Annotated in this window: 26 protein-coding genes and 1 riboswitch; of the genes, 9 read left to right on the forward strand and 17 right to left on the reverse strand. The window is 44.4% G+C overall.

Annotation, left to right across the window (positions count from 1 at the left end; translation table 11 throughout):
• Positions 1-7: 7 nt before the first annotated feature.
• On the reverse strand, positions 8-1,612 hold the full coding sequence (locus MKZ13_RS17825; RefSeq protein ID WP_339177067.1) for a spore germination protein: 1,605 nt from the start codon (positions 1,610-1,612) through the stop codon (positions 8-10).
• A 130-nt stretch (positions 1,613-1,742) separates the two neighbouring features.
• Here MKZ13_RS17825 and MKZ13_RS17830 point away from each other — a divergent pair, with 130 nt between their 5' ends.
• The gene (locus MKZ13_RS17830; protein ID WP_237175742.1) at positions 1,743-2,375 is read left to right on the forward strand and encodes a LysE family transporter; all 633 of its coding nucleotides are present in this window, start codon (positions 1,743-1,745) and stop codon (positions 2,373-2,375) included.
• Here MKZ13_RS17830 and MKZ13_RS17835 read toward each other — a convergent pair.
• Positions 2,368-3,816 (reverse strand): amino acid permease, encoded by a 1,449-nt coding sequence (locus MKZ13_RS17835; RefSeq protein ID WP_339177069.1) that lies wholly within the window; start codon positions 3,814-3,816, stop codon positions 2,368-2,370. The two genes, MKZ13_RS17830 and MKZ13_RS17835, sit on opposite strands and share 8 nt — an antisense overlap.
• Before the next feature lie 173 nt (positions 3,817-3,989).
• Between MKZ13_RS17835 and MKZ13_RS17840 the strand changes: the two genes are divergently transcribed.
• Complete coding sequence (locus MKZ13_RS17840; RefSeq protein ID WP_145321997.1) at positions 3,990-4,343, forward strand: AMP-dependent synthetase and ligase; 354 nt, start codon at positions 3,990-3,992, stop codon at positions 4,341-4,343.
• Between the two features lie 154 nt (positions 4,344-4,497).
• Here MKZ13_RS17840 and MKZ13_RS17845 read toward each other — a convergent pair whose 3' ends face one another.
• Positions 4,498-5,352 (reverse strand): manganese catalase family protein, encoded by an 855-nt coding sequence (locus MKZ13_RS17845; protein WP_336758586.1) that lies wholly within the window; start codon positions 5,350-5,352, stop codon positions 4,498-4,500.
• A gap of 204 nt (positions 5,353-5,556) precedes the next feature.
• Positions 5,557-6,420 (reverse strand): manganese catalase family protein, encoded by an 864-nt coding sequence (locus MKZ13_RS17850; protein ID WP_339185411.1) that lies wholly within the window; start codon positions 6,418-6,420, stop codon positions 5,557-5,559.
• Between the two features lie 139 nt (positions 6,421-6,559).
• Between MKZ13_RS17850 and MKZ13_RS17855 the strand changes: the two genes are divergently transcribed.
• Both MKZ13_RS17855 and MKZ13_RS17860 read left to right on the forward strand, forming a co-directional pair.
• The gene (locus MKZ13_RS17855; protein ID WP_339177071.1) at positions 6,560-7,309 is read left to right on the forward strand and encodes a YqcI/YcgG family protein; all 750 of its coding nucleotides are present in this window, start codon (positions 6,560-6,562) and stop codon (positions 7,307-7,309) included.
• A 155-nt stretch (positions 7,310-7,464) separates the two neighbouring features.
• Complete coding sequence (locus MKZ13_RS17860; protein ID WP_339177072.1) at positions 7,465-8,109, forward strand: LysE family transporter; 645 nt, start codon at positions 7,465-7,467, stop codon at positions 8,107-8,109.
• A 469-nt stretch (positions 8,110-8,578) separates the two neighbouring features.
• On the opposite strand, the gene MKZ13_RS17865 is transcribed toward MKZ13_RS17860, so the two are convergent.
• The 3 genes from MKZ13_RS17865 to MKZ13_RS17875 all read right to left on the reverse strand — a co-directional run bounded on the left by MKZ13_RS17865 (position 8,579) and on the right by MKZ13_RS17875 (position 10,976).
• Positions 8,579-9,472, reverse strand: a complete 894-nt coding sequence (locus MKZ13_RS17865; RefSeq protein ID WP_339177074.1) for an aldo/keto reductase — start codon at positions 9,470-9,472, stop codon at positions 8,579-8,581.
• A 126-nt stretch (positions 9,473-9,598) separates the two neighbouring features.
• Entirely contained in the window at positions 9,599-10,372 is a 774-nt protein-coding gene (locus tag MKZ13_RS17870) for a glucose 1-dehydrogenase (protein WP_339177076.1), read from the reverse strand.
• A gap of 115 nt (positions 10,373-10,487) precedes the next feature.
• Positions 10,488-10,976, reverse strand: a complete 489-nt coding sequence (locus MKZ13_RS17875) for a GNAT family N-acetyltransferase (protein ID WP_076210139.1) — start codon at positions 10,974-10,976, stop codon at positions 10,488-10,490.
• Positions 10,977-11,155: 179 nt separating this feature from the next.
• Between MKZ13_RS17875 and xerS the strand changes: the two genes are divergently transcribed.
• Positions 11,156-12,262, forward strand: a complete 1,107-nt coding sequence (xerS, locus tag MKZ13_RS17880; protein WP_339177077.1) for a tyrosine recombinase XerS — start codon at positions 11,156-11,158, stop codon at positions 12,260-12,262.
• 219 nt (positions 12,263-12,481) lie between these two features.
• On the opposite strand, the gene mobB is transcribed toward xerS, so the two are convergent.
• Positions 12,482-13,033, reverse strand: coding sequence for a molybdopterin-guanine dinucleotide biosynthesis protein B (gene mobB / locus MKZ13_RS17885; protein WP_339177078.1), 552 nt, complete (start codon positions 13,031-13,033; stop codon positions 12,482-12,484).
• 15 nt (positions 13,034-13,048) lie between these two features.
• Positions 13,049-14,338, reverse strand: a complete 1,290-nt coding sequence (glp, locus tag MKZ13_RS17890) for a gephyrin-like molybdotransferase Glp (protein ID WP_339185412.1) — start codon at positions 14,336-14,338, stop codon at positions 13,049-13,051.
• A gap of 199 nt (positions 14,339-14,537) precedes the next feature.
• On the opposite strand from glp, the gene MKZ13_RS17895 reads away from it, so the two are divergent.
• The gene (locus MKZ13_RS17895; RefSeq protein ID WP_339177079.1) at positions 14,538-14,828 is read left to right on the forward strand and encodes an HNH endonuclease; all 291 of its coding nucleotides are present in this window, start codon (positions 14,538-14,540) and stop codon (positions 14,826-14,828) included.
• A 111-nt stretch (positions 14,829-14,939) separates the two neighbouring features.
• Here MKZ13_RS17895 and MKZ13_RS17900 read toward each other — a convergent pair whose 3' ends face one another.
• The 5 genes from MKZ13_RS17900 to MKZ13_RS17920 all read right to left on the reverse strand — a co-directional run bounded on the left by MKZ13_RS17900 (position 14,940) and on the right by MKZ13_RS17920 (position 17,841).
• On the reverse strand, positions 14,940-15,677 hold the full coding sequence (locus MKZ13_RS17900; protein WP_221821608.1) for a DUF4247 domain-containing protein: 738 nt from the start codon (positions 15,675-15,677) through the stop codon (positions 14,940-14,942).
• A 12-nt stretch (positions 15,678-15,689) separates the two neighbouring features.
• Positions 15,690-16,196: a DUF4178 domain-containing protein gene (locus MKZ13_RS17905; RefSeq protein ID WP_076210134.1), complete on the reverse strand. Its 507-nt coding sequence runs from the start codon at positions 16,194-16,196 to the stop codon at positions 15,690-15,692.
• Between the two features lie 23 nt (positions 16,197-16,219).
• Entirely contained in the window at positions 16,220-16,621 is a 402-nt protein-coding gene (locus MKZ13_RS17910) for a DUF350 domain-containing protein (RefSeq protein WP_036613690.1), read from the reverse strand.
• Positions 16,622-16,716: 95 nt separating this feature from the next.
• Entirely contained in the window at positions 16,717-17,388 is a 672-nt protein-coding gene (locus MKZ13_RS17915; RefSeq protein WP_076210133.1) for a PspA/IM30 family protein, read from the reverse strand.
• Between the two features lie 111 nt (positions 17,389-17,499).
• Positions 17,500-17,841 carry a hypothetical protein gene (locus MKZ13_RS17920; protein ID WP_221821609.1) on the reverse strand — a complete coding sequence of 114 codons (342 nt, stop codon included), beginning with the start codon at positions 17,839-17,841 and terminating at the stop codon, positions 17,500-17,502.
• 153 nt (positions 17,842-17,994) lie between these two features.
• On the opposite strand from MKZ13_RS17920, the gene MKZ13_RS17925 reads away from it, so the two are divergent.
• On the forward strand, positions 17,995-18,786 hold the full coding sequence (locus MKZ13_RS17925; protein WP_339177081.1) for a polysaccharide deacetylase family protein: 792 nt from the start codon (positions 17,995-17,997) through the stop codon (positions 18,784-18,786).
• Between the two features lie 104 nt (positions 18,787-18,890).
• Here the strand turns inward: MKZ13_RS17925 and MKZ13_RS17930 are convergent, their stop codons facing one another.
• The 3 genes from MKZ13_RS17930 to MKZ13_RS17940 all read right to left on the reverse strand — a co-directional run bounded on the left by MKZ13_RS17930 (position 18,891) and on the right by MKZ13_RS17940 (position 22,155).
• Entirely contained in the window at positions 18,891-19,562 is a 672-nt protein-coding gene (locus tag MKZ13_RS17930) for a 3D domain-containing protein (RefSeq protein WP_307411469.1), read from the reverse strand.
• Positions 19,563-19,564: 2 nt separating this feature from the next.
• Positions 19,565-19,762, reverse strand: a riboswitch (cyclic di-AMP (ydaO/yuaA leader).
• A 220-nt stretch (positions 19,763-19,982) separates the two neighbouring features.
• On the reverse strand, positions 19,983-20,705 hold the full coding sequence (locus MKZ13_RS17935) for an amino acid ABC transporter ATP-binding protein (protein ID WP_017688094.1): 723 nt from the start codon (positions 20,703-20,705) through the stop codon (positions 19,983-19,985).
• Positions 20,692-22,155: an ABC transporter substrate-binding protein/permease gene (locus MKZ13_RS17940; RefSeq protein WP_237174881.1), complete on the reverse strand. Its 1,464-nt coding sequence runs from the start codon at positions 22,153-22,155 to the stop codon at positions 20,692-20,694. Before MKZ13_RS17940 ends, MKZ13_RS17935 begins: the two co-directional genes overlap by 14 nt.
• Before the next feature lie 182 nt (positions 22,156-22,337).
• Here MKZ13_RS17940 and MKZ13_RS17945 point away from each other — a divergent pair, with 182 nt between their 5' ends.
• The gene (locus tag MKZ13_RS17945; RefSeq protein ID WP_339177085.1) at positions 22,338-23,513 is read left to right on the forward strand and encodes a M20 family metallopeptidase; all 1,176 of its coding nucleotides are present in this window, start codon (positions 22,338-22,340) and stop codon (positions 23,511-23,513) included.
• Positions 23,514-23,749: 236 nt separating this feature from the next.
• Positions 23,750-25,516, forward strand: coding sequence for an alpha-glycosidase (locus tag MKZ13_RS17950; RefSeq protein ID WP_339177088.1), 1,767 nt, complete (start codon positions 23,750-23,752; stop codon positions 25,514-25,516).
• Positions 25,517-25,519: the final 3 nt, after the last annotated feature.

Here is a 25,519-nt window from a genome sequence, read left to right on the forward strand (position 1 = left end):
TCGCTCCTTATTCGTTCTCAGCTTCATTAATACGGTCTATAATGTTATCCGATCCTGACGGGTATTGATGAGGGGCTTGTCTCGTCTTATTCGTATTGGACTTCTCATCAGGTCTAGTCTTCATAGCCCACCAGGGTACTCTCAACCACAGATCCTTCATATTTGACTTGAAAAACGGACTATACGGCATCAGATAGTCAACGCCAAATGACTTCAGAGATACCAGGTGTGCAAGTAATGGGATGGCTCCGGCCAATATGCCGTACAGCCCCAGCGTACCTGCCAGTACCATAAACGGAAAACGTAATAGCCTTACTGCTGTGGCCATACTGAAATAGGGTATAGCAAAATTCGCTATTGCTGTAAAAGAAACCACAATGACCATCGCGCCTGAGACCAATCCCGCCTCTACCGCAGCTTGTCCGATGACCAATGCACCAACAATGGAGATTGCAGGTCCAATGGCTCGCGGCATTCGCACTCCAGCTTCACGAATGACCTCGAACGTGATTTCCATAAGGAGAGCTTCAAGTAATGCCGGGAAAGGGACCCCTTCCCGTTGTGCAGCCAGGGTGACCAATAACGTTGTAGGTATCATCTCCTGCTGAAAGGTGGTTAGTGCGATGAAAGTCGAAGGCAGCAACAAAGATACGAGGAAACAGATTAACCGTATAATCCGCAGAAAGGTAGAGATATCATAACGCTGATAATAATCCTCGGGCGTTTGAAAAAAATTAAAAAAAGTCACAGGTGCAATCAAGGCAAATGGCGTACCATCTACCATAATGGCTACTTGACCATCCAATAGACTGCCGGCAACCGTATCTGGGCGCTCCGTATTGATCATGGTCGGAAAAGGAGTAAGCGGTGCATCCTCAATAAATTCTTCTATGTAACCACTCTCGAGTATACTATCTGTGTTGATGGCATTTAAACGCCTAGTAACCTCTTCAATGACTTGTGGCTTTGCAATACCCTGGATGTAAGCCAGTGCAACCACTGTCTGGGTGTACTTTCCAATGGTATGCATCTGGAATTTTAAATCAGGAGTTCGTATTTTTCGTCGAACAAGAGTAATGTTGGTCGTTAGTTCCTCTGTGAATCCTTCCTTTGGTCCTCTGACCACCGTTTGGGACGTGGGTTCCTCTACAGATCTTCTGGCTCCTCCGGCGATCGGCACTGCAAGAACATTCTTTACACCATCAATAAGAATAACGACGTGGCCTGTTAACAAAGTTTCATAGATAAGTTGCGGCGAATCAATATTTCGGATATTTCCGGCGGGTAAGATTTTTTTCACTAACACATCTTTAGGCTGATCTCCCGGTAGCGGATCTGTATTCATCCATTGAATGATATTGTCCATAAGTTCAACCAACAGCGTAGAATCTGTTAACCCTTCCATGTAACAAACAGCTAGAGCAGTACCCTCCTCCTCTAACATAGGGAACTCCCGAACTACAAAATCAGGACTATACTCAAATGCCTCGATAATACTGTTAAGTTTATCTTCTAGCGAAATATCCAGTCTTTGTGAATGTTGTGTTCGTTTATTGAATGTTTCTCCTTTCTTTTGTGATGTAAATACCTCCTTTATCCAACGTATAAGCATACAATCACCCCCACTATTTCCGAGTAATATGGATCAATCGTGCAAAAAGTATACATTGCCCTGAATAATCATGTCCTACAAAAGCATTTTGAAGAATATGCTGTTACAGTATGGGAAGGAGGACAATCTTATTTATATACTGTTAGGTTATGTGATCCTGGGGCTATCACTTTCAGCCCCTATTGGACCCATCAATGCTGCGCAATTGGACAAGGGTATTCGAGGTGGGTTCATGCCTGCCTGGTTTGTTGGACTAGGAGCCATCGCAGCTGATATCATCTACATGCTGCTGGTGTATTTCGGCATCGTACATCTGCTTGAACTTCCGTTTGTAAGGGTATTCCTCTGGATGTTTGGTTGTTTTGTATTGATCTATACGGGTGTGGAAAGTATTAAAAATGCAGGAACCCTTGCCCCTTCTCAAATGAGAGGAGATGATTCGGAGCTTGTCAAGTCATTTACTCAAGGATTCCTGATGTCTCTGTTTAACCCTCTTTCCATCATGTTCTGGCTAGGCATTTATGGCTCTGTTCTAGCCAAGGCTGTAAATGACTCCCCTATGGACCAATTGTTGATATATAGTGGAGCTATCATCTTTGGCGTACTTCTGTGGGATCTATTCATGGCGACTACCGTAAGTTTTTTTCGCAAATACCTCACTTCTACTGTGCTTAAAGGAATTGCTCTCATTTCCGGACTTTCTTTAGTCGGTTTTGGCTGTTACTTCGGATATAAAGCCATTCAATTTCTCTTCTTTATTTGAGTTTGTTTTTTTTGCGTAACCGAATACCCGTGATGTGATAACTGCTTATACCCGTAGAATGCTGCTCATTTTCTTCACTTTCGTCTTTCTCGGCGTTTGATGATGTTTGGGACGCAGGTTTCTTCTTGCGAATCCGTTGTACAATAACGTCACTAATGGCAATGAGAGAGACAAGCAATAAGCTAATATAGAAACCTGGTCTGCTGAGTGCATGAAAAAGCGTTCCTGTGACTGCAGTAGCGATTAACAATAAGCCGATCCATCGTTTGATCACATCAAACTTGCCTGATTTCAACAGTTTACCGGAGGATAACAAAATAAACGACCAGTTGTACAGAAGCATCAGTCCAGCTGCAGTCGTGATGTATTCATATACTTTGCCTGGGAGTAAAAGAGACATGATGATCGTACCAACTAACCCACAACCAATGAGGGACAAGGCAAATAACGGATACTTCGTTTTCCACTTTCGAGAAAATAACTGCGGGGCGTCTCCCTCCTGAGCGAGGGTAATAATCATAGACGTCACCGCATAGAGCGAAGCTGTCATCGTTGAAAATCCGGCTACAATGAGCACCCCGTTGAACAAATGTGGGACAAAAGCAAGGTGATCGCTACTGAGTGCCAGTACAAATGGACTCTCTTTGGGATTGAATGCATTTAAAGGAACCATAATTAACGCGAGTCCAATGGATACAACATATACGGTGGATAGCGCAATGAGCATGACTTTTCCTGCCTTTGGGGCATCCTCCGGTTTTTGAAGCCGATATGACATAATGCCAAGAACTTCAATACCTCCATAAGCATAGAACGCAAAAAGAAACGCAGACCACAATCCGATGCCACCCTTTGGAAAAATAGCTGCCATATCCAGCGGTACTTTGTGTTCATACTTGGTTCCCCCAATCCACCCTGCGAGAAGGGCGATGGCAAGCACCAAGAACATGATGATGGCTGCAATTTTAATGATAGCCAGTACATTTTCAACCCGGTCAAATCCCTTGTTACCGAAGAATACAATACAAAGACCTACAATTCCGAATCCTGCAGCAAAGATCCAGAGCGGAACAGACGGAAACCAGAACCTGGAGAAAATGGACAATGCGGTTAGCTGACTCCCCATAATGAGCAACTCCGAAAACCAATAGAACCATCCGCTAGCAAAGCCTGCCCAACTTCCAAAGGCTTTCTTGGCATATGAGCGAAAAGATCCTTGTTCCGGATGGTCCGCTGTCATTCTCGCGAGCGCATCAAAAACTACATATGTACCCAAGGCCGCCAAGATATAGGCCAGCAGCACAGCTGGACCACCAATCGAGATCGCAAGGCTGGAACCCAGAAAATACCCTGTACCAATTGTTCCTGCCACACCTAGCAGACTTAATTGCCACCATTTCAGTTTCTTTTCTTCTGTAGCGTTAGTCGATGCTTTACTCATGTTGTCATTCCTTTTCTGTATCATTTTAGGTCACTAAAGGTAGCCTTCCCAATCCACAGCGAATCATGTTCATAAATTAATCCTTATTTCAGACAAACTGGATATATTGAATAATTCTTGAGGCCTCATTAAATAATACACGAGTACATCAAAACACATAGGAGGTTTTACACATGAATCAGTTCTCTCAATCGCAGCAAATTACGCAGTTGGCTCAACAACTTACACAACAAACACAGCAGGCTTCGATGCAATATCAACAACTACTTAGACAAGAACAAAGCAACGCTCAACAACTTGAGCAATTGGCACAACGCGAGCAACAAGCTGCACATATGATCCAGACCGCACTGCAAGGACATCAAACCGCCATCCAGCAATTACAACAAATCTCCAATCTTGCACAACAACTTGCACACTCATCTTCACAGCACGTATCTTATCTTGAGCAGCCATACAACACTCCCAATATCTCAACTAATGGTCAATCCTTTGGTTCGTATTCGAATCAAAACCGCCCGCAATAACATTTTCATGTAACACATAAAGGAACCCAGCTTTGGGTTCCTTTTTTATTCGTTGCAAAAAAAGAGAGCACAAGTGTCTCTTTTTTCGTCATTACCTTGAGTTTCATACCCGTCCTATACTATAGAGTGCTTGTTCATACTTGATGTTCATTCTTTATGCATTGAGATCATGTATCCCTGGGCTATGCTCATTTGGAAGTTCAGGCATATAAGGAAGTGGATATCCTTGTGGGGGATCGATTACCTGCAGTTCCCCACCATTACGACTTGGCGTTTGACCACTGAAAATCTCAGCGATGCGTGTATTGTCTAAACGGAAATTAAACTGCGCATTGTGGAAGCCCATATCTACATATTTCCGGCATTCGGGATATTTATTAATGTCATAGTTGGGAATCGGGAATATTTTGCCCCAATTCACACCCAGGGTCTCCAGTGCTTTGGCAAATGCATTTTGATGCGCATTATCACGAACAATCAGGAAACCCAGCGTTTCACGGAATGCTTTGTTGGTACTCATTTCATATATTCTTGATTTTTGCAACACACCCGTAGACTCCAACACAATATTATCAAGTAAGTTGCTTACCAGATTCCCATGATCGTACACATAGTTTCCAAGCCATGGATTACCTGCAGCATCAACAGGCAATGAGCTCTGAGCCCCCATGATGTAATGATGCGGGTTGGCATGTTTAATCGCTTCATCCAATGGAGCACCGTCGACCCCTGCATCTCCCGCGCCCTCTGCACCGGCTCCCGTTAATAACTGATTAATGGTTTGTTGCACCAGTTCAATATGGCTTAATTCCTCAAGAAATACACCACGGATCAGATCTCTAAACTGCGTGGCGTTGCCCCGAAAATTACTGCTTTGAAAGAAAAATTGCATCATCGTCCGCATTTCACCGAATTGACCGCCAAGCGTCTCTTGCAATACTTTTGCTGCCGCGGGATCAGGCTTGTCTGGTACGATCATATTGATCAGGTCTTCACGATAAAAAAACATGGTTTTCCTCCATTCTGAATTAACTTACTATTCTAGTTTCTGTTCCCTTCCTAATTTTATGTAAACCAGCCGTTAACAATCTCTGGTATTGGCTCCAACCTCATAAAACAAATAGAAGTGCATGAACTAGAATAATGCATTCTGTTAATGAAAAGGGAAACAGAATATATTCTGTTTCCCTTTATCTATTTTGAATACATATTCTTATGGCATAAACGGTGGCATATCAGCTGAACTTCCTTTTCTTAGAACCTCAGGTGGGGTATCAAAAATATACGGCGGAGCTGGCGGAAGTTTAGGCGCAGGTGCCAAAGGCTGAGGATGCTGAACATATTGGAAAGTACCTTGCCCATCCATACTTGGACCGTGAGCCCACCGTCCGGTTGCGCTCTCATCACCACGAGAGAAGTTAAAGAGAACATACGCCACATCTCTCTTCTCAAGTTCTTTCGGGAACGTACTGGGCACAACAATTCCTTCTTTTTCTTCAAGTTCTCTTATCGCTGCAATCCACTGATTCTGATGCATGGTATCCCGAGCAAGCAACCACGATAACATGTCTTTCACACCGCGGTCATTGGTCATTTCATATAACCTGGCAACCTGAAGTCTGCCTTGAGATTCTGCTGCTAGATTATGTCTGAAATCAGCTAATAAATTACCACTTGCTATTGTGTACTTTGCATTCCAGGGATATCCATTACTATCGGTTGGGGCTGCTCCTAGTCCGCTTACAATCGCGTGTTGTGGATTGCTCCCACCGAGTATCGCATTAATAACTGGGTCTTTGGCGGCTTCTTCCAGTGTGGCTAATGGAGCATTGTCCAGCAAGCGAGCGATCATCGTAGCCAGCATCTCAACATGAGCGAGTTCTTCGGTTCCCGTATCCATAAGAAGGTCCTTATATTTCCCATCTCCACGGACATTCCAGCCTTGAAATAAATACTGCATGGCTACGGTAATTTCGCCAAATTGTCCTCCCAGTACTTCTTGTAGTTTTCTTGCAAATACGGGGTCGGGTCGATCCGGCTTGGCATGATACTGCAATTCCTTGATATTAAAAAACAACATATCACCTCATCCGTTTAAGATAAGTGATATGTATGTTTATTACATCGATCACTTGCATGTCTCCATAACAAAAATAAGTTGGACTGTCACCATTTTTCCCTTGGGTTATATCCTATAGGTAAAAGGAGGACTATTCATGTCGTTGTTGTTTTCATCTTCTGAGATTGAGAATGAGGAGATTCCTCTCGAAACCTGGAAAAGAGATGCTTACCGTTTATTCTCTTCGAAAATGAGTGACCGGGAGGTTCGATTTCCCTGTATTCCGGCTACACAGGCTTTTGCCCTGGGGCACCTCCGATACGGCTTTGTTTCTAATTTCGGAGACGAGTCTGCAGAACGTAATGTATCAGACATACTCAAGGAATATGGAGAATGCTCTCGTTCAATCGGAGAATATTCTTCATTGATTTTATTTTTTGATAAGGAAAAACAAGTCCGGGATGTATTGGCCTATGAAACAGCCTTCTGGGATTTATTAAGCCAGATTAGACACTTGGATAACAAACCTTGGCCAAAAGATATTCCAGAAGACCCAGAGCATCCCATGTGGGAGTTTTGTTACAATGACGAACGGTATTTTGTCTATTGCGGGACGCCAGCCCATGTATCACGACAAAGTCGCCACTTTCCTTATTTCATGTTAGCTCTAACACCGCGCTGGGTACTCGATATATGGAACGCACAACCTCAGAAAGCTGCAGCGATTGCTCCAAAAATCCGCGCACGCTTGGCTGCCTACGATACCATACCGGCTCATCCCGAATTAAAGCAATACGGATCACAAGGCAACCTGGAGTATAAACAATATTTTTTGCGAGATGACGATACCGCTCCTTCCAAATGCCCGTTTCTTCGATCCCTTCAGCAGGACAACGTAAAGGAATAGCTTAAATCGATTCTAAAAATACTCTCCTCCGAATAAACTCTATACCACCCATTTATAGGAGGAGAGCCCTGTGCTCCATACTCGCTACAACTACATAAGCAGCTGGACAAGCCCTATCGAAATAAGAATTCATTACAGACGGAAAGGAAATGACAATGGAAATCTATATTAAGTTCGTCCTGATTGGTCTCGCTATTGCCATGCCAGTGGGAGCAATTACTGTAGAGATGACCAAGCAGGGATTGAGAAATGGGTTTATCCATGGCTGGGCCGTCGGTCTTGGAGGCATGACAATTGATGCTGGTTTGATCCTGTCCATGTACTTCGGGTTTGCTTCCGTCTTATCTCTTCCTTATGTACAAATTCCACTATGGCTTGCGGGAGCGGGATTTCTTGCCTTTCTGGGATACGATTCGATCCGGAACTCCGATCTGGATATGGCAACATCAGATAATACAAAAGGAAAAATCAAAAAATCGTTTTGGAGGACATACCGCAATGGCTTATTGGTAGCGGTTTCCCCTGGTAATCTTATTTTTTGGATATCTGTTTTTGGTGTTGTATTGTCCGATTCATACCAATCTACCGGTAAGCTGAGTTTTATCATTGCAGGATTTGGCGTACTATGTGGAATTCTCATTCATGACCTGGGTCTGCTCTCCATTGTATCTGTGACACGAAAAGTAATGAGCAAAAAAATGATACAAGCAGTCTCTGCCATGGCTGGAGTGCTTTTGCTGGGTTTCTCGTTCTACTTTTTATATAAATTTATATTGGCTCTGTGGCTTCTATTTCAGTAGTTATTTCGAGAAATTAAGGTTGTTCCTTCTGAAAAAGGGGCAACCTTTTCTTTGGATTCCTTTTCCATACGCTGCTGCAGGTACTTTTCTGGAATATCTAATTTTTTAATCAGAAATCATTTGACTTTCACAGTGAAGGATGGCAGTTCATTTAGTCGTGGGGCGTGCTGAATCGTATCTAAAAGGTAGGTAGTAACAGCGGTGTGCGTTCTTTTCTATTGTGAATTTTTCATATGTTGAAATATTATATTAGTGGCGAATTAGCTTTTAGAGCCAACATAGTTATCGTTTATCGTTGTCTCAAAAATAAAGTAGTATGCTTAAGATGGTTTGGGACATTTTACGAAATAGTTAGATTATTTAGTTGTTGTGAATTTTTCATATGTTGAAAATATAAGGTTTATGACAAAAAGAAAGCTGCCTATAGGCAGCTTCGCAAAATTAAAATCCATTTGGCAAATGCAAAGAATCAGGTCCGGCCAGTCCATTCTGCTCCGGCGATTTCTTTCCATCGTGCTCTAATCTCATCATACAGTTCCTGCGGAAGTGGCCCTTTAGCCACAAGATCAGCATTTTGCTGCCAGCGATTTGGCTTGGCTGTTCCTACAATAGCTGTGTCTACACCTTCGGTACTTAGTGTAAAACGCAGTGCAGTTTCCACCGCAGCCTGGGCATCTTCACCCAGAAAACCATAGTTGAGTTCGCTTAAGCGCTTCCAGTATATAAAGGGATACGCCTCTTCCGAAAGTGTTTCATACGTCCAGGCTGCATTGGCAATAGGTCTTTTGGCGATTACACCCATGTTTCTTTTTCTAGCCTCAGGCAACGTAAGTTCAATCGCTTCCTGATCTGCGATATTTAATGAAGTCTCCAGACTGTCAAATACCCCCGTTTGAATCGCATATAGCGCATCTGTAGTATCCCCACTGTATCCGATAAATCTGGTTTTCCCTGCTTCCTTGGCACGTTGCAGTACTTCGATTACTGCTCCTTGTCGGAGTACTTCTTCAGAGCAGCTATGCAAATGGATAACATCCACATAGTCCGTTTTCAACCGTTTCAGGCTACGGTCAATCGTTTGCTCCAGTACTTTGGCATCCCAATCCGGACCTTCGATCCCGGCAGCATGTCCACATTTGGTGAACAAATAGTAGTCATCACGCCGATGTAACAGCACCTCACCGATTAATTCCTCGCTGTCCCCGTAACATTCAGCCGTGTCAATTACGTTTAATCCTGCATCGAGGGCACTATTCAGCAATGTCGCTACATCCGTTTTGGATACATCTTTGCCTATTTCCGCTCCGCCAAATCCAAGTGTACTTACGTTCATGCCAGTATTACCATACTTGCGCGTTTCCATGGTTATCTTCCTCCAAGTTCAGTGAATTGGGTACAGATAAATAGAAATGATTAACTATCCCTATGTTATTACCCATGAGTTGGTTATGCCACCCACTTTTCTAGGCTGCACCCCAACTTCATTTATTTAGAAGCCATAAATGGACATTCCACCATCAACCAATAACGTCTGACCCGTTATGTACCCTGCTGCATCTGATGCCAGGAATACAACTGGTCCTACCACTTCTTCCAGTTCTCCCACTCGCTGTAGCGGTGTGCGGCTTACAATTTCCTGCAAATACTGAGGATCATCCAGCAGCTTTTCAGTCAAAGGTGTTCGGAAATACCATGGCCCTACTGAATTGACACGGATTCCATACTTGCCCCATTCCAGTGCGAGCACTTTGGTCATATGGATTAACGCAGCTTTGGTCGCGCCATATACAACCCCTGTCCGTAAAGCCGTATGCCCACCTACCGAAGAGATGTTAATGATCTTCCCAGTCCCACGTTCTTTCATATGCTGACCAGCCAATTGCGAAGCGAAGAAAGCCGATTTTAAGTTTGTCTGCATGATGGTCTCCCACTGCTCGTCCGTTACTTCAAGTGCTGGCGTCCGTATGTTCATACCTGCGTTATTCACCAGAATATCTAGGCTGCCCATCTCCGAGATCGCCTCTTGAAACGTCTCTTCCATTTGTTCTCTTGATGTCACATCCGCAGACAGAGCGAGCGCTTTACGCCCTGTCTGTTCATAGATGTAGGCGGCTGTCTCCTCAATTTCTTTCATCGTTCGGGATACAAGTACAACGTCACTGCCTGATTGGGCAAGTCCAATCGCAATTGCTTTTCCGATCCCTCTCCCTGCACCTGTCACCAGTGCTGTCTGTCCATCAAGATGGAATGTGGGTACGTTCATGTTGCTCACTCCTTCATCAGATTTATAAGTTGAACTAAAGATTATTTACACTGACACTACGATGACAGAATAACCTTCCATCAATGCTTATATGTAATTGAAACCCTGACGCGAATCAGGTTACAAAATACTGGCTTGGATTGCCCAGCTCCGGATGGAACTTCTCCCGAAAGCGTCCTCCCGTATATTCCCCTATAATTTTTCGCCAGAACGCCTGGGCAATGACATTGTTCCGAACCTGGGTTACTTTCCATCTGCCAGGAAAACGTTTAAACAATTCATATGCTGCCCGAGTGCCCACTCCACTGCGCCGATATTTTTGCATCACAAAAAACTCAGTCAAATAGTAGTCATTATCCTTGCTTCCAGGCTCCAATTTCTCCACCAGAGCAAACCCTGCAGGTGCCCCATCACTTGTAATCAAAAAAGGAAACTTGCGGTCCTCCTCTGTCCAGAATGCCTCCAGACCGGGATACTCCGGAAAAATGCCGTTACTGTCTACGTCAATATTCAGATATTTGGTAAAATCATATAGATAAAATTGCATTAAATGCCGAATCACCTGACTGCGTTCCCGGGGAACCAGTTCTATTTTCATATTCATCCGGTTCACCTCCTCTGCTCTACCTATATTGATTACTTTAAAGGTTTACGTGCCGAAGGGCAAGGAAGCATACCCTACTTATTGCCTGCTTTGGTGAACAAGCTGTGAGCATGTAAATTATGGTACACTAGAACATAGAATACTATTAAATTGAATATTAATTTTATCATGTTTTTCACATGGAGGTGTCGAACTTGACCAACGTGCAAAAAGAGATTGATCGACGCAAGCTGGATGACAAACTACCTTCCATGCCTTGGTTCGTTCAGCAATTCATGGACTATAAACTGCCTGACCTGTCCCCCTCTACCCTGCTCGAATATCTGAGAGATTACGAAGCTTTCTTCGGATGGTTGCGAGCAGAAGGGCTCTCCGAGGCAAGCTCTAATAAAGAAGTTACGTTGACTGAACTGGAAGTACTTCGCATGGATTCGGTTACCGCCTATCGGTTATTTCTCACAACCAAACGGGAAGGAACCAATTCGAGAGTTACCGTCTCTCGCAAACTCTCTTCCCTTCGCTCCCTTTTTCATTATCTGAGCCAGATTGCGGAAGATGAAGACTTTTATCCGTTGCTGAAGCGGAACATTATGGCCAAAATCGAGATCAAACGTACCCATAAACCCAAGGACACCGCTGCCAAACTCAAAGGTAAAATCCTGGAGGAAGAGGAACTGCTGGAATTTATCGGTTATATCCTTGAAGGTTACGCTGTTGATATGGAGAAGAACAAGCAGGCAATCTATTCCCATGAGCTCAATAAAGAACGGGACGCTTGCATTGCCAGCCTGATTCTCAATTCAGGTTTACGGGTGTCGGAAGTTGTGAACCTGAACGTCGATGACCTCGATCTGAACAACAAACTCCTGTATGTTTATCGCAAAGGTAACAATGATGAGACGTACAAAACACCCGTTTATTTCAGGGAACAGGCCAAGGACGAACTCGCGACCTATATGAATCTGCGGCAATCACGTTACCGTACGCCCAAGCGGGAAAAAGGTCTGTTCATTGCCATGCGAAACGGAGATTCAGAAGGAAGTCGAATGACCAAAAGAGCGATCCAGGCCATGATTATGAAATACGCCAAGCGCTTTGGCAAACCATACCTGACTGTGCACAAATTACGCCATTCATTCGCAACGGACTATTATTTGCAAAATGATATTTACAAAACAAAAGAGCAGCTCGGCCACGCTTCTACGGAAACGACCGAGATCTATGCTCACCTTACCGACAAAACGATGTCCGAAGCCATCGAACGCCGTACTGACGACGGGATGTAACATCCCGAACAACATAAAAGCAGCAAGCCGTATCAAGGATTTCGATCCGAGAAAGGTCTGCTGCTTGTTTTGTTTTTTGCATCATTCAAAGAGAAGAGCATAAGCAGAAATGATTTTAGTTTACATAATAAAAATTACGTTTATTCAAAGACGATCAATCACGCTCACTGTACATTCAATCATGTATAGAGACCATTATGTCCCCGTGTCTTAACATTTCTACGATTTGACTTCACCATTCTGCCTATACTCGCTCTCAACCATCGCTAACAACGCTTTGGCTATATCCTCCGTTTCATGAACTGAGTACCACGTTATATCTCTGTTTACGGTGCTCCGCTCTATAAACAGCTCTGAAGGTAGCCATGAGATCATACCCACTACCCCTTCAAGCTGATCAACCAAGGTCAGATCTTTCTCTTCTCGAACCATCACGAATTTGGGATAAGAAGCATCCTTGAAACCTTCAACAACAATCCAATCATAATCGGACAGATGACTTAACATATCCTCCAGCTTGGTTGACTGTCGCTCCATAATCGCAGTACGTTTCTCTGACATAACAACCACCGCCGAGGCCCCAGCCTCTCCAAATCGATACGAATCCGTTCCTTCTTGATCCATCTCGAAATGGTCGTGTCCATCATGCTTAATCGCCGCTACCTTAAGTCCGAAGGAAGAAAAGTGCCCGATCAGCGCGGCTGTCAAGGTTGTCTTGCCCGTGTTTTTGTATCCAACAATCTGTATGATATGTGGTTTTGTATCACTCATTGTAGTCATCTACCACTACCTCACATGACCTGAGGGCAGTTTGAGAATGCGTACCTGCTCACCCGCAGGAATACCTTTTTTCTCAGGGGGAACAACAATCAAGCAATCACTGTCCTTAATGGTAATCATCACACTGGATTCATCTACACGGGCAGCAGCCGGTATCGCGTACACCATGCCGTTGCGAATCTCTGTGCGTCCTCGCACGAACCGTGTAAAATTATTAACTTTGGTGTATTCCTCTTTCAAGATTGCAGTCCATTCTTCCAAATAAGGATGAGCATCCGCTTGCATGGAACGAATGGTTGGACGAACAAACAGACCAAAACCTACAAAACAAGCCCCTGGGTTACCCGAAAGTGCAAAAAGCAATTTATCTTTATATACAGCAGCTGTGGTCACACTGCCTGGTCGCATCGTCACTTTGTTAAACAACATCTCCACATGTTCTTCCAGCACAAGTTCACCCATAATATCATAATCCCCGACAGACACTCCGCCTGTGGTCACCACGATATCATTATCTTGAATGGCTTCTTCCAGTTTGGCCCTTGCCGTATTCACATCGTCTGCAATAGAACCGTACATCACAGGCTCTCCACCTGCCTCAACAACCAGAGAGCGAAGCATGTAACTGTTGCTATTCCGAATCCGACCTGGTTGTAATGGTTCATCTACATCAAGCAATTCCGTGCCGGTTGCGAATATCGCCACCTTTGGACGTTGAAATACGGGAACTTCTGCTATGCCAAAAGTAGCTAACACGGACTGCTCCCCTGCCCCGATGATCGTTCCTGCTTCGAGCAGTTGCTGTCCCTCTTGGACTTCCAGTCCGATTGGGGTGATGTTAGCATCTGACAATATGTGCCGTTTCAATGCAATCCACTGTTCTCCGTCTTCTACCTTGCTCTCGGTCATCTCCATCATGACTACCGCATCCGCACCTTCCGGGACCTGTGCACCCGTCATGATGCGAGCAGTTGTACCTGAAACAATGGTGTGATCCGAGGTGTAGCCGCAAGGAATTTCATCAATTACACGAAACCAGATTTGTTGCTCACTTGATGCATCTGTAGTATCTGTACTTATAATGGCAAAGCCATCCATGCCCGATCTCCGGAAGAATGGATACGGATGAGGAGCCTGAATTGTCTCTGCAAGTGTGCGGCCATGAGCAGATTCAAGGTGGACTTTCTCAATGGAGCCTTCAGTAACTCTTGCAGCTATTTTGGCTTGGGCATCCGGTACCTGTACAGCTGTACGATTGAATTTGGCAGTTGTCATATCATGTGAATGTGAGTTCATTTTCAAAAGTATTCTTACCTCCTAGAGACATATCATCTTTTAGAAAGTGTAGCCCGAATGCTGTAAGATAACAAGTACATCACTTATTGAATCCTGTGACAAAATCTTATTTCTTACAGGTGTAACATCCTTGACCAATATTCAACATGAAAGGCATCTTGTCTGCTCATAATATAAGTGACAAAGGGAGGCGATAATCATGAGTAATCAATGTGAATTATGCGGAAGAGAACCTGTGAACACAACCGTTCATCATCTGACACCCAAAGAAATGGGCGGAACATTACTGCCAACAGCCAACCTGTGCATCCCCTGTCACAAACAGATTCATTCGCTATACACCAATCGCGACATTGTAACCCTTGGTCTCACGAACCTGCAATCCTTGAGACAGGATGAACGAATGATTCCATTTATCCGCTGGATTCGTAAACAGCCTGCTTCAACGATTCCCCGTGTACGCAAATCCAATCATGTTCGCCAATCGTAAACCAAAAAGAACAGCTCCAAGGTCATATGCCGGCGAGGTGATTCGCCTTCCCTTTTCACTGTTCTTAAATGAACTATGCGATTGGCAGCCATCCTTATGATTAGATGTTTATTATCTTCGCCTCTTAATTCGGCCGCCGCCCACTCTGGTTTTTGGTTTTTTGTAGGATTTCTTAGGTGAATCAAACAACCCACCACTGCTCTTGTTACGATCAATGGTCCCCTTGCTCTGATCCCTGTTGCGGTTGAATAATCCTCCGCCAGATCCCACGCTTGAATCTTTATCGCTTCCACGCCTTGTAATCGTACCTTTCCGATCAACAGTAATAGGTGGGGCAAGCTTCTTGTCATTACTTGTTGGTGCACGATAAGATCCTGCACTCGGTTTATACGTATCTTTATTGGTATATCCTCGATAGTTGCCATAACCTCGCCCGCCAAAAGAATCGAACAGATTACCGATTAACGTAGCGGTCAGATAACCTTGTAAAAAAGATGAATCGTAGTTCTGCCGAACATATTCCTTGGAGTCCACCTCAACCAAGGTATCCTCCGGCTTGTTCGGGTCTTGTTGCAGGTGATAATACTCGTCCTGATACACGAGGAACATACGCTCTGTGTTCTCTGCCGAGATCTGATCCGGTTGCCTTTGGTCAGACAATTCCTGGGCCACTTCCGGAACGGTACGGTCAGAAGCCCGGTACACATAGGACGTTGAGTTACCACTGCCGTTAACCGATTCAAGCGGGTATGTGTCCTGAACAGAAGGTGCTCCGCACGCGGACAACAGAGACATCACAAGGCTGAGGACCAGCATTAATTTTAATCCATGTGCCAAGCGTTTTTTCATTGGGAACCTCTCCTAGCTCGAACGAATCACTTTGATATCCGCAGGAAGAATGGACTCACCCTCATACAGTGTAAATCTTCTGTCTTGCCACTCCACCCGAAGAAGCATATTATCATCCGACTGATACTGCCATACCAATTGTTCTCCAGCCTGGCCATATGGAGTTCTACCTGCCGTTGATACCATGCCTCCATACTCTTCCTCCAGATGAAATGCGCGTCCATCCAGGTCCAGCAACGTGGGCACCTCATCAGGTGCATCAAGCCTGCCATCAATTGGTGTATATAGAGCGTAACGTGTGAGTTCCCGTTCTTCGATATGCAAATATCGAAATGCGGTACCATCCTGCAGCGTGAGCACAACTGCATTTCGAGCGCGATTTTGTACCCGACCAACGACTTCATAAGTGACCAGAGAAACCTCACAGATATCACCAGGTGCAAGCTGAAGCATCGTTTTCTCTGCCTGCGGTGGTTCAGGTTTTGTTAGTATTCCTTTAATTCGTTTCCATACACTCATGAGAATTACTCCTGTTCCTTATCTTATAAACAAGCTGCAATAATCAGTGCGCCCACGATATGTAAAGCGCCAGAGAACAACCCGTATCCTGTCTTCCCTTGCTGAATTCCCGTATCCAGATCCAGATTGGCCCATTTGCGAATCATAAAGTGTACAACGCTCTCCAGAATCAACAAAATGATAAAGGATACAACGGAGACCAGCAATGCCTCTCCAAGATGACCAGCTGTAGAAATGGACGTAGCGAGTACATACCCTTGTGCAAATAATTTCATCACCATACGTGTGGTTACTGCCATATTGCCAGCCTTAACTTCAGCAAAATCCTTATATTTCGTGAACAGTGAATCTACATACATCAAGACAAACAGCAAAACCGAACCAGATCCGGTCCAGACCAACATCGCCAAAATATTCAAATCCATTTACACAGCCCCCACATATCAACATGAACCGCATTTAAAAGCGAAGGAGAAATGCTCTTCTCCTCCGCTGGTTAACCCTGCTGACAACCAAGGTATTAGTTCTTATTATCGTACTGTTTCATCAATGCTGCGAGTTCGTCTTCAACAGCTTGATCTTTACCCAACTTCTCGAACTCTTCATCCAAAGACTTGCCTTTGGAAGACATTTCGTTACTTGCTTCTGCCTGTGCTTCCATCTGCATCATTTTCTCTTCCATACGCTTCATACCAGCACTTGCAGTATCAGAGCCAAACCCATTCAACGCTTTGTTGATTTCCGTTTGGGCTTTTGCTGCATTGTAGCGGGCTACCAGTGTTTCACGTTTGTTCTTCATTTGAGTCAGTTGCTTACGCATCTCGTCGAGCTTGCCACGCAGGTTATCTGCAGAAGCCTTGTTTTGGTCATAGCTGGTTTTATACTCAGCCATCTTCTCTTCAGCAGCCTTTTTCTCTTCCAGAGCACGTCGAGCCAAATCCAGATTCTGAGCACGTGCCGCCGTATGCGCCTGCTCTTCACGTTTCTTCACAAGAGCTTCCTGCTCTTCGAATAACTGCTTAAATTTCTTCTCAATGGCGATTTGTTGAGCTACTGCTTTCTCCGCATCTTCCAGATCCTCTTGCATGTCGCGGATATATTGGTCCGTCATCTTGATTGGATCTTCCGCCTTGTCAATAATGGCGTTGATGTTAGACATGGTTAGATCACGCAAACGTTTGAAAATGGACATTATGTTATTCCTCCTAGTCGATATTACATCGTATATAAACATACATACGTAACAATCTACAACTCGTTTCAATTTTAGCAAATAAAATCAAAACATTCGATGACTCTTACGTCAGGAAGATCGTTTATCTTTGATCAGATGATCTTCCATCAACCTCTCTGCAGTCTGCACGATTTCGTCGATCTGCATCCGCGTGATGGAATCAAAATGAATACCCATGATCACCGTAACGGTTACTTTCAGCTGCTGGGCAGCCTTCCGGGCAAGCCGCTCACACAGTTCTTGTTCCTTATGACCGGGAATATGTACCGTCGTCCCGCTTACGCGCTCATGATCTACATAGAATGTGGCTGCGGCGCCAATATGCGCCTTTCCTCCCGTAACGAGAAAAACCTTATCTTCTCCTGCTTCAATCACCTGTAAACGTATGGATTTCAAATCATATGTACTCATACCCATCCACCTATCCTTTTCTATATGTTATATATGGAGGAATTATGGCTTTCATGAGCTACATCGGCAATGAAAATTCTCACACTACGCATAACTTATGGATAGCCCGGGCATACCAAAGAGAACGTCATTTTGGAAAAGGAGGCCGTTATTATGCGCGTACGCCTCATTATGCTGATGGTTATCGTTATTTTTCTCGGAGGATATCATGCTCCAGTTTCATCGCGGGATGTTTCAAGCCCGCCAAGTGAATCCGTATCAGGTTCGGATTCTGCGGAAGAAGAACAACTGACATTGGGACAGTTACGTCAAAAATATGCCGATACGTTCAAAACCAATGGTCCTTCAACAAAGAAGGTTGCACTGACTTTTGATGATGTACCTGATCCACGATTTACTCCACAAGTGCTGGATGTATTGAAGAAATACAATGTCAGAGCTACATTCTTCATCGTGGGTAGTCGTGCAGAGAAACATCCGGATCTGGTGAAACGCATCATTAAGGAAGGGCATATGGTTGGTAATCACAGCTACAATCATCCTGAATTCAGTAAGCTGTCGATGAATGCCTTTCGCAAACAAATTTTACATACCGGGGATATTATTCGACGTTTGGCGGGATATACGCCGAAGATGATTCGGCCGCCTTATGGAGACATTAATGAAGAACAGCTGAGATGGGCTGCCAAACAACACTATAGCATTGTGAACTGGAACGTAGACTCTCTGGACTGGAAAGGCCTTTCAAAGGAACAGGTGAAAGATAACATCCTGTCTGCCGTAAAACCAGGCTCCATCGTTCTGCAACATGCTGGAGGCGGTGTAGGATCAAACCTGAACGGCACGATTGAGGCTTTGCCTGAAATCATTGAGGAATTGCAAAAGCGCGGATATGAACTTGTCACCTTGGACGAAATGCTGGGATTGTCAAAGGCCAAAGATTAAGATGACGATGAAGAAATAAATGAGAATATTAAAAGGGTGCTGTTCAATCGCAAGTTTGCGACTGGCAGACACCCTGTTTGAATTCGTTAGATGTAATTAATTTTCTACTTCAGAATGTACAGCTCGATATCCTGAAATCCAAATGTGCTTACGGACTGTTTGCTACCCGGGATAAAGATATCAATCCGGTGACCCTTGATTGCACCGCCTACATCACGCGCTGTGGCTACAAAAGCTTGTTTTGGCAATCCTGGATGGCTGTGACCCGTTACCAGTACTTTGGTTCCGAGTGGAATTACACTTGGATCAACTGCAATCGTACCCAGTTCAAGGTCATTTCCGAAATAATCGACTGCACCCCAGCCTCCATTTTCAGACGGATCTGCAGAGTATGCCGTTGCTTTCACGTTCACAGCTTTGCTGTAATCGAATGTTTTACCCCAGGCTTGAACCACTTTGTTATCTGCGTTAACGTCCAAACTTGCTGTAGTAACCGTTTTGGCTTGGGTCTTGCTCTCCGTCGCCGCGGCAGCTACATTGTTTGCCTTACCGGGAATCGTAATTTTCAAACCACCATAAATATTGTAAGGTGAAATGTCGTTGTTTGCTTTAACCAACGTGTTCATTGCTACTCCATATTGTTTTGATAAGGTGTAGAAGGTATCCCCTTCTTTGGCCACATGAACTGAATCGGCGTGAGCCGGAACGGCTTGAATGAGCATTGCTGTTGTCATTAATGCTACTGCTGTTTTGGCTATACGTTTCTTGTTAATCATGGTCTTCCTCCCTCATTGTGCCTGCGAAGTTAGTTGTCGGATTCGGATGAGGAGCCCACCCTATAGGTTCTTCATTACATTTGAAACGTTATGTACCCCTAATTCACCCCAAGCAGTGTGCTGTAGATCTTCCCCCTGCACAAATCTGCATCGTTACATCCCCCGCACTCCCTGTCCGGAAGTTTCGGCAGAGTTCAATATATCACAATTTTGTAACCTGAACTTGTAGTAATTCTTACCAAATGGTTTTTTAGCATGTAAGCATATGTAAGAGTACTGGATACTTTAGAAATATTGGACGACCCGATTCCTTTACATTTGGTAACAGAATAGTTACTTTTCCGAATCCATACGTGATTATTAACCATAAAAAAATAGCGTCACCGACTCGAAGTCAGTAACGCTAATGATCACTTTCATTTAGAGTACTTTGGCAAGAAAATCACGTGTACGTGAATTTTTCGGTGCTCCAAACACCTCATCAGGTGTTCCCTCTTCTACAATAACCCCGCCATCCATGAACAGGATCCGGTCTCCTACTTCACGTGCAAAACCCATCTCATGCGTTACAATGACCATAGTCATCCCACCTTCTGCAAGACGTTTCATGACATCCAACACTTCACCGACCATCTCGGGGTCCAGTGCCGAAGTAGGCTCGTCAAACAGCATGACATGCGGCTGCATAGCCAATGCTCTTGCAATAGCGATCCGCTGCTTCTGTCCACCGGACAGCTGATTCGGGAATGTATCTTTTTTATCGTACAAGCCCACAGTGTTAAGCAGATCAGCAGCAATTTTCTCCGCTTCCTGCGTGGATTGTTTCTTCACTTTAATCGGAGCAATCGTGATGTTTTGCTGTACCGTTTTGTGTGGGAACAGGTTGAAATGCTGGAACACCATGCCCATTTTTTCCCGAGTTGCATTAATGTTGTGCTTGGGGTCCGTAATTGAAACACCTTCAAAATCGATTTCACCTGATGTAGGTTGTTCCAAGAGGTTCAGACAACGCAAGAATGTACTTTTACCTGAACCGGAAGGACCGATAACCACGACAACCTCGCCTTTGCCAATCGTCACATTAATGCCCTTAAGCACATCGTTATTTCCATAAGATTTGTGTAATTGTCTAACGTCTATCACTTGCACTCAACTTCCTTTCCAGTCGTCCCAGCAGCTTGGACAAAATAAACGTCATTACAAAGTAGATGGCTGCTGCAATCAAAAATGGACTCAAGCCTTGGTACGTAATGTTCTTGACTACACTTGCCTGATACATAATGTCCACCATACCGATAACAGAGATAATGGAGGATTCCTTGATAATCGTTATGAATTCATTACCAATTGCCGGCAATACGGCCTTGAAAGCCTGTGGCAATATGATGTAACGCATGGCTGCACCTCTGCCCATTCCGAGGGAGCGAGCTGCTTCCAACTGGCCACGATCCACCCCTTGGATACCTGCACGGAAAATCTCCGCTAGATACGCACCACTATTAATGGAAAGCGTGATGATACCTGCCTGAAGGGCAGTGAAGTTAATGCCAAAGCTCAGGGAAAAACCATAGTAAATAATCATTAATTGTACCAGCATCGGTGTGCCACGGATCACTTCAACGTAAGCAGTACCGATCCAGCGCAAGATTGCAGCGTCATGCAAACGGAACAAACAGATGATCAATCCAATAATTACCCCGAAGATAACCCCAAGTGCAGACAACAGAAGTGTGTATCCTACACCTGTAGCATAGAAACTTTTGTACTCCCAGAATACTTGGAAAATATTTTGTGATTTGTTCGCTTTATCCGCCATCAAGAGGCTGGCGTCCGTCACCATCTGATTGATTTTATCTTCACTTTTCAGTCGCTCCAGTGTTCCATTTACTGCAGCTAGCAGCTCGGTATTACCTTTACGAATCCCGATTGCCGCTTCTGCTTGCTCTTCGTCCGGAACAGCAGCAGCAAGTCCAATGATATCGTCCAGATAACCTGCAGCAACGGTATCTTCAACGATTGCCGCGTCAATGCGTTTTGTTTGCAGTTGAAGCACGATATCGGAGATTTTATCCAGCGCAGTAAGCTTCGCTCCTGGAATACTCTGTCCGATCGTTTCCTGAATGGAGCCTTTCTGAACGCCAATCTTCGCATTTTCAAGTTCTGCCATGGTTGGATATTTGTCTTTATCCACATTGCGAACCATAATCACTTGTTTTGATTTATAATAGGTGTCGGAAAAATCGATACTTTTCTTCCGCTCATCCGTCGGCGTCATACCTGAAATCACCAGATCAACACGCCCGCTCTGCAATGAAGGCAGAAGACCGTCGAAGCCCATATCCTCAATCACAAGCTCAGCGCCAAGATCTTTGGCAATCTCTTTGGCGATCTCAATATCGAAGCCGACGATTTCATCTTTACCATTAATCACTTTATGGAATTCGTATGGTGCAAAATCGGCACTTGTACCGAGCACCAGCTTTTTACTGCCTGAATTATCTGTAGTTCCACTTGCAAGTGCCACAGGAACGGCAGTTGTCAGTAGAACAACAAAGGTCAACAGCATCATGGTGTAACGACTTATTAATTTCAACCTTGTTCTCTCCCCTTACAATACTTTGTATGCTTCTCATGTTGATGACTGAGTCATTATAAAGTACAATGCATGATTATGCAATGCATTTTGACAATACAAATCTTGACTTGTTTCTGAAAAAATAAAGCAAACATGATATAATCAATAAATTATTTTCATTTTGCATAAGGAGTTTACTAATGACATCTAACAAATCACAGATCCTGACGGTTATTGATCAATATGCTTCCCGTTTTAAAGCCATTTCATCATATATCGGTGCCAACCCCGAACTGGGGAATGAAGAGTATCTTGCTTCTGCTCGTCTAAAAGAAGAACTGGTCTTTCACGGGTTCACTGTAGAGGCTCCAATCCTTGGACTGGAGACAGCCTTTATCGGAACCTATTCAGCCGCCAAACCCGGCCCTACCATTGCATTATTGTGTGAATATGACGCCTTGCCGGAGATCGGTCATGCTTGTGGTCACCATCTGATCTGTATGATGAGTCTTGGGGCTGCTGTGGGGCTAAAATCCATTCTGGATGAAGTAGGCGGAACAATTAAAGTGTTTGGTACACCTGCTGAAGAGACACGTGGTGCCAAAGTTCCGATGGCGGAAGCAGGTCTGTTCGATGACTGTGATGTCGCTCTTATGGCGCATCCATATTATGCCTTCGAAAAGTCAGGCAGCTCGCTGGCTATTGATGCTGTGCAATTTGAATTCCATGGCCGATCTTCACATGCCGCTGCAAGTCCGCACGAAGGTATTAATGCACTTGATGCTGTCATTCAAACGTTCAACGGAATCAATGCATTCCGGCAACAAGTGAAAAGCACCGTGCGCATTCATGGTGTGATCAACAACGGAGGTCAGGCAGCAAATATCATTCCTGACTATGCTTCTGCGCAATTTTATGTACGGGCAGCAACTCGCAAAGAATTGAATATTCTCACAGAACGTGTGATTCAGATCGCTGAAGGTTCTGCTCTCCAGACAGGTTGTAAGCTCGTGACATCCAACTATGAAACGTCCTATGACGAGATGGTCACTAATGAAGCATTCTCAGCTGCGTTTAGTCAAAATCTGATGGAACTTGGTATCCCACAAGAAGAGATAGTGAGTGGTAACGATCATGGCTCCATGGACATCGGTAACGTTTCCCTGAAATGTCCTGCAATCCATCCTTACATTCGGGTTGTAGACGAGGTGCACACACTGCACTCCATAGCCTTCCGTGACCTTGCTCTTCAGGAGCGCGCGCTGGATGGCATGATTCTGGGAGCAAAGGCACTTGCTACAACAGCCTATGACGTACTGAGCCAGCCAGAACTGCTTCAAACCATCCACACGGAGTTTGAGCAAGCTATTCGCTAAAATTCACTTTCAACACGTTATATTGGGTGCCCTGAACAATCTTGAATCTCAACTTGTTCAGGGCACCCTTTTTCTAAATTATCTGTAAGTATATTCAGCCCGAAGCTGGAAATGCTGTGAAAGAAACCTTTGAAAACGATGAAAATAACACATTTTATTACAGTAAATGTGATTCATTTGCTGGCTAACTTGGTTAATTATAACTATAACTTATCCTATATTCAGGAGGTGCTGTCATGTTGCTCGAAGCCATGTATCATGTTCCTCGTGACAAGTGGGCTTATGCCTATAATTCGTCTACCATACATCTGCGCGTAAGAACCAAACGTAATGATGTGCAATACGTGACCGCACTGACCGGAGATAAGTACGATTGGAATGGAACTTACAAGGAGATTCAATTGGAGAAGGCTGCTTCTGATAATATGTTTGATTATTGGGAGGCTACCGTCAGGCCACAATTCAAACGTCTCACCTATATATTTCGGATAACTGCCGGTTCAGAAGATGTTTTTCTAGCGGATAATGGAATTCATTATGAGACCCCCTATCCAACTGGAGGATATTATGAGTTCTCGTATATACATGAAATTGATGTGTTTAAGGTGCCCGAGTGGGCCAAAGAAGCCGTCTTTTATCAGATCATGACTGAACGGTTTGCTAATGGAGATCCCAAGCTGAATCCAAAAGAAACCCATGACTGGGGTGGCAAACCTGAGTTGGACAATTATTTTGGTGGAGATCTGCAAGGTGTGCTGGATCATCTGTATGACTTAACTGAACTTGGCGTGAACGCCATTTACTTTACCCCGTTATTCCAGGCCAATTCCTACCACAAATACGACACGATTGATTATAAAAAAGTCGACCCCCATTTCGGTGATAATGCCCTGCTTAAACAATTGACAGAAGAATGTCATCGCCTGGGTATACGTGTCATGCTTGACGCGGTGTTTAACCATTGCAGCGAAGACTTCCCTCCTTTTCAAGACGTTCTCCAGAATGGAAAAAACTCTAAGTATGCCGACTGGTTCCACATCAATGAATATCCGGTTCAGATCAAGGATGGTATACCAACCTACGATACATTTGGGTTCTATGGCAACATGCCCAAGTTCAATACAGCCAACCCTGAGGTTAAGGCATATCTACTCGATGTAGCTGAGTACTGGATCAAAGAAATTAAGCTGGATGGGTGGCGTCTGGATGTAGCAAATGAGGTGGACAACCATTTCTGGCGTGATTTTCGCAAGGTTGTTAAGGCAGCGAATCCGGAAGCCTATATTGTTGGTGAAGTCTGGAGCGACTCCCTGACATGGCTCATGGGGGATCAATTCGATTCCGTCATGAATTATCCATTTGCCGACAAAGTGCTTCAGTTCTTCTGCGGTTCAATGGATGGGTATAACTTTGCCAACGAGATGGGTTCACTGATTATGCGCTATCCGCAACAAACCAACGAAGTGATCTTTAATATGTTGTGCAGCCACGATACCCCACGATTGCTTACAAGGTTAGGAGAAGACAAACGCCGTTTAAAATTGTCGGTTGTATTTCTTTTCACCTATATCGGCACACCTTGTATTTTCTACGGCGATGAGGTGGGAATTAGTGGTGATGCTGACCCGGATTGTCGAAAATGTATGGAATGGGACCCGGCCAAACAAGACAGAGAATTGTATGATTTCTATCGTCTGATGATCGATTTACGCAAAAGTAATGAAGCCCTGCGCAAAGGACGCTTCCGATTCCTCAAGGCTGATCACAATGATCCCTGTATCGTGTACGAGCGTGTGGATGATAACCTTCACTTTACCGTATGGATGAACAATACACCTCAAGATCGAACGCTTTCTCATCCTATGGAAACAAAAGACTGGAAAGATGCATTAACTGAAGAGCCTGTGTTTCCAGCCGATGGAATGATGAATATTAAGCTTGACCCCTATGGGTACCGCATTTTGTATAGACAGCTTGATCCGACAACCATCCAACACGGCTGAGGT

The organism is Paenibacillus sp. FSL R5-0701, assembly GCF_037973995.1.
Lineage (GTDB): Bacteria > Bacillota > Bacilli > Paenibacillales > Paenibacillaceae > Paenibacillus.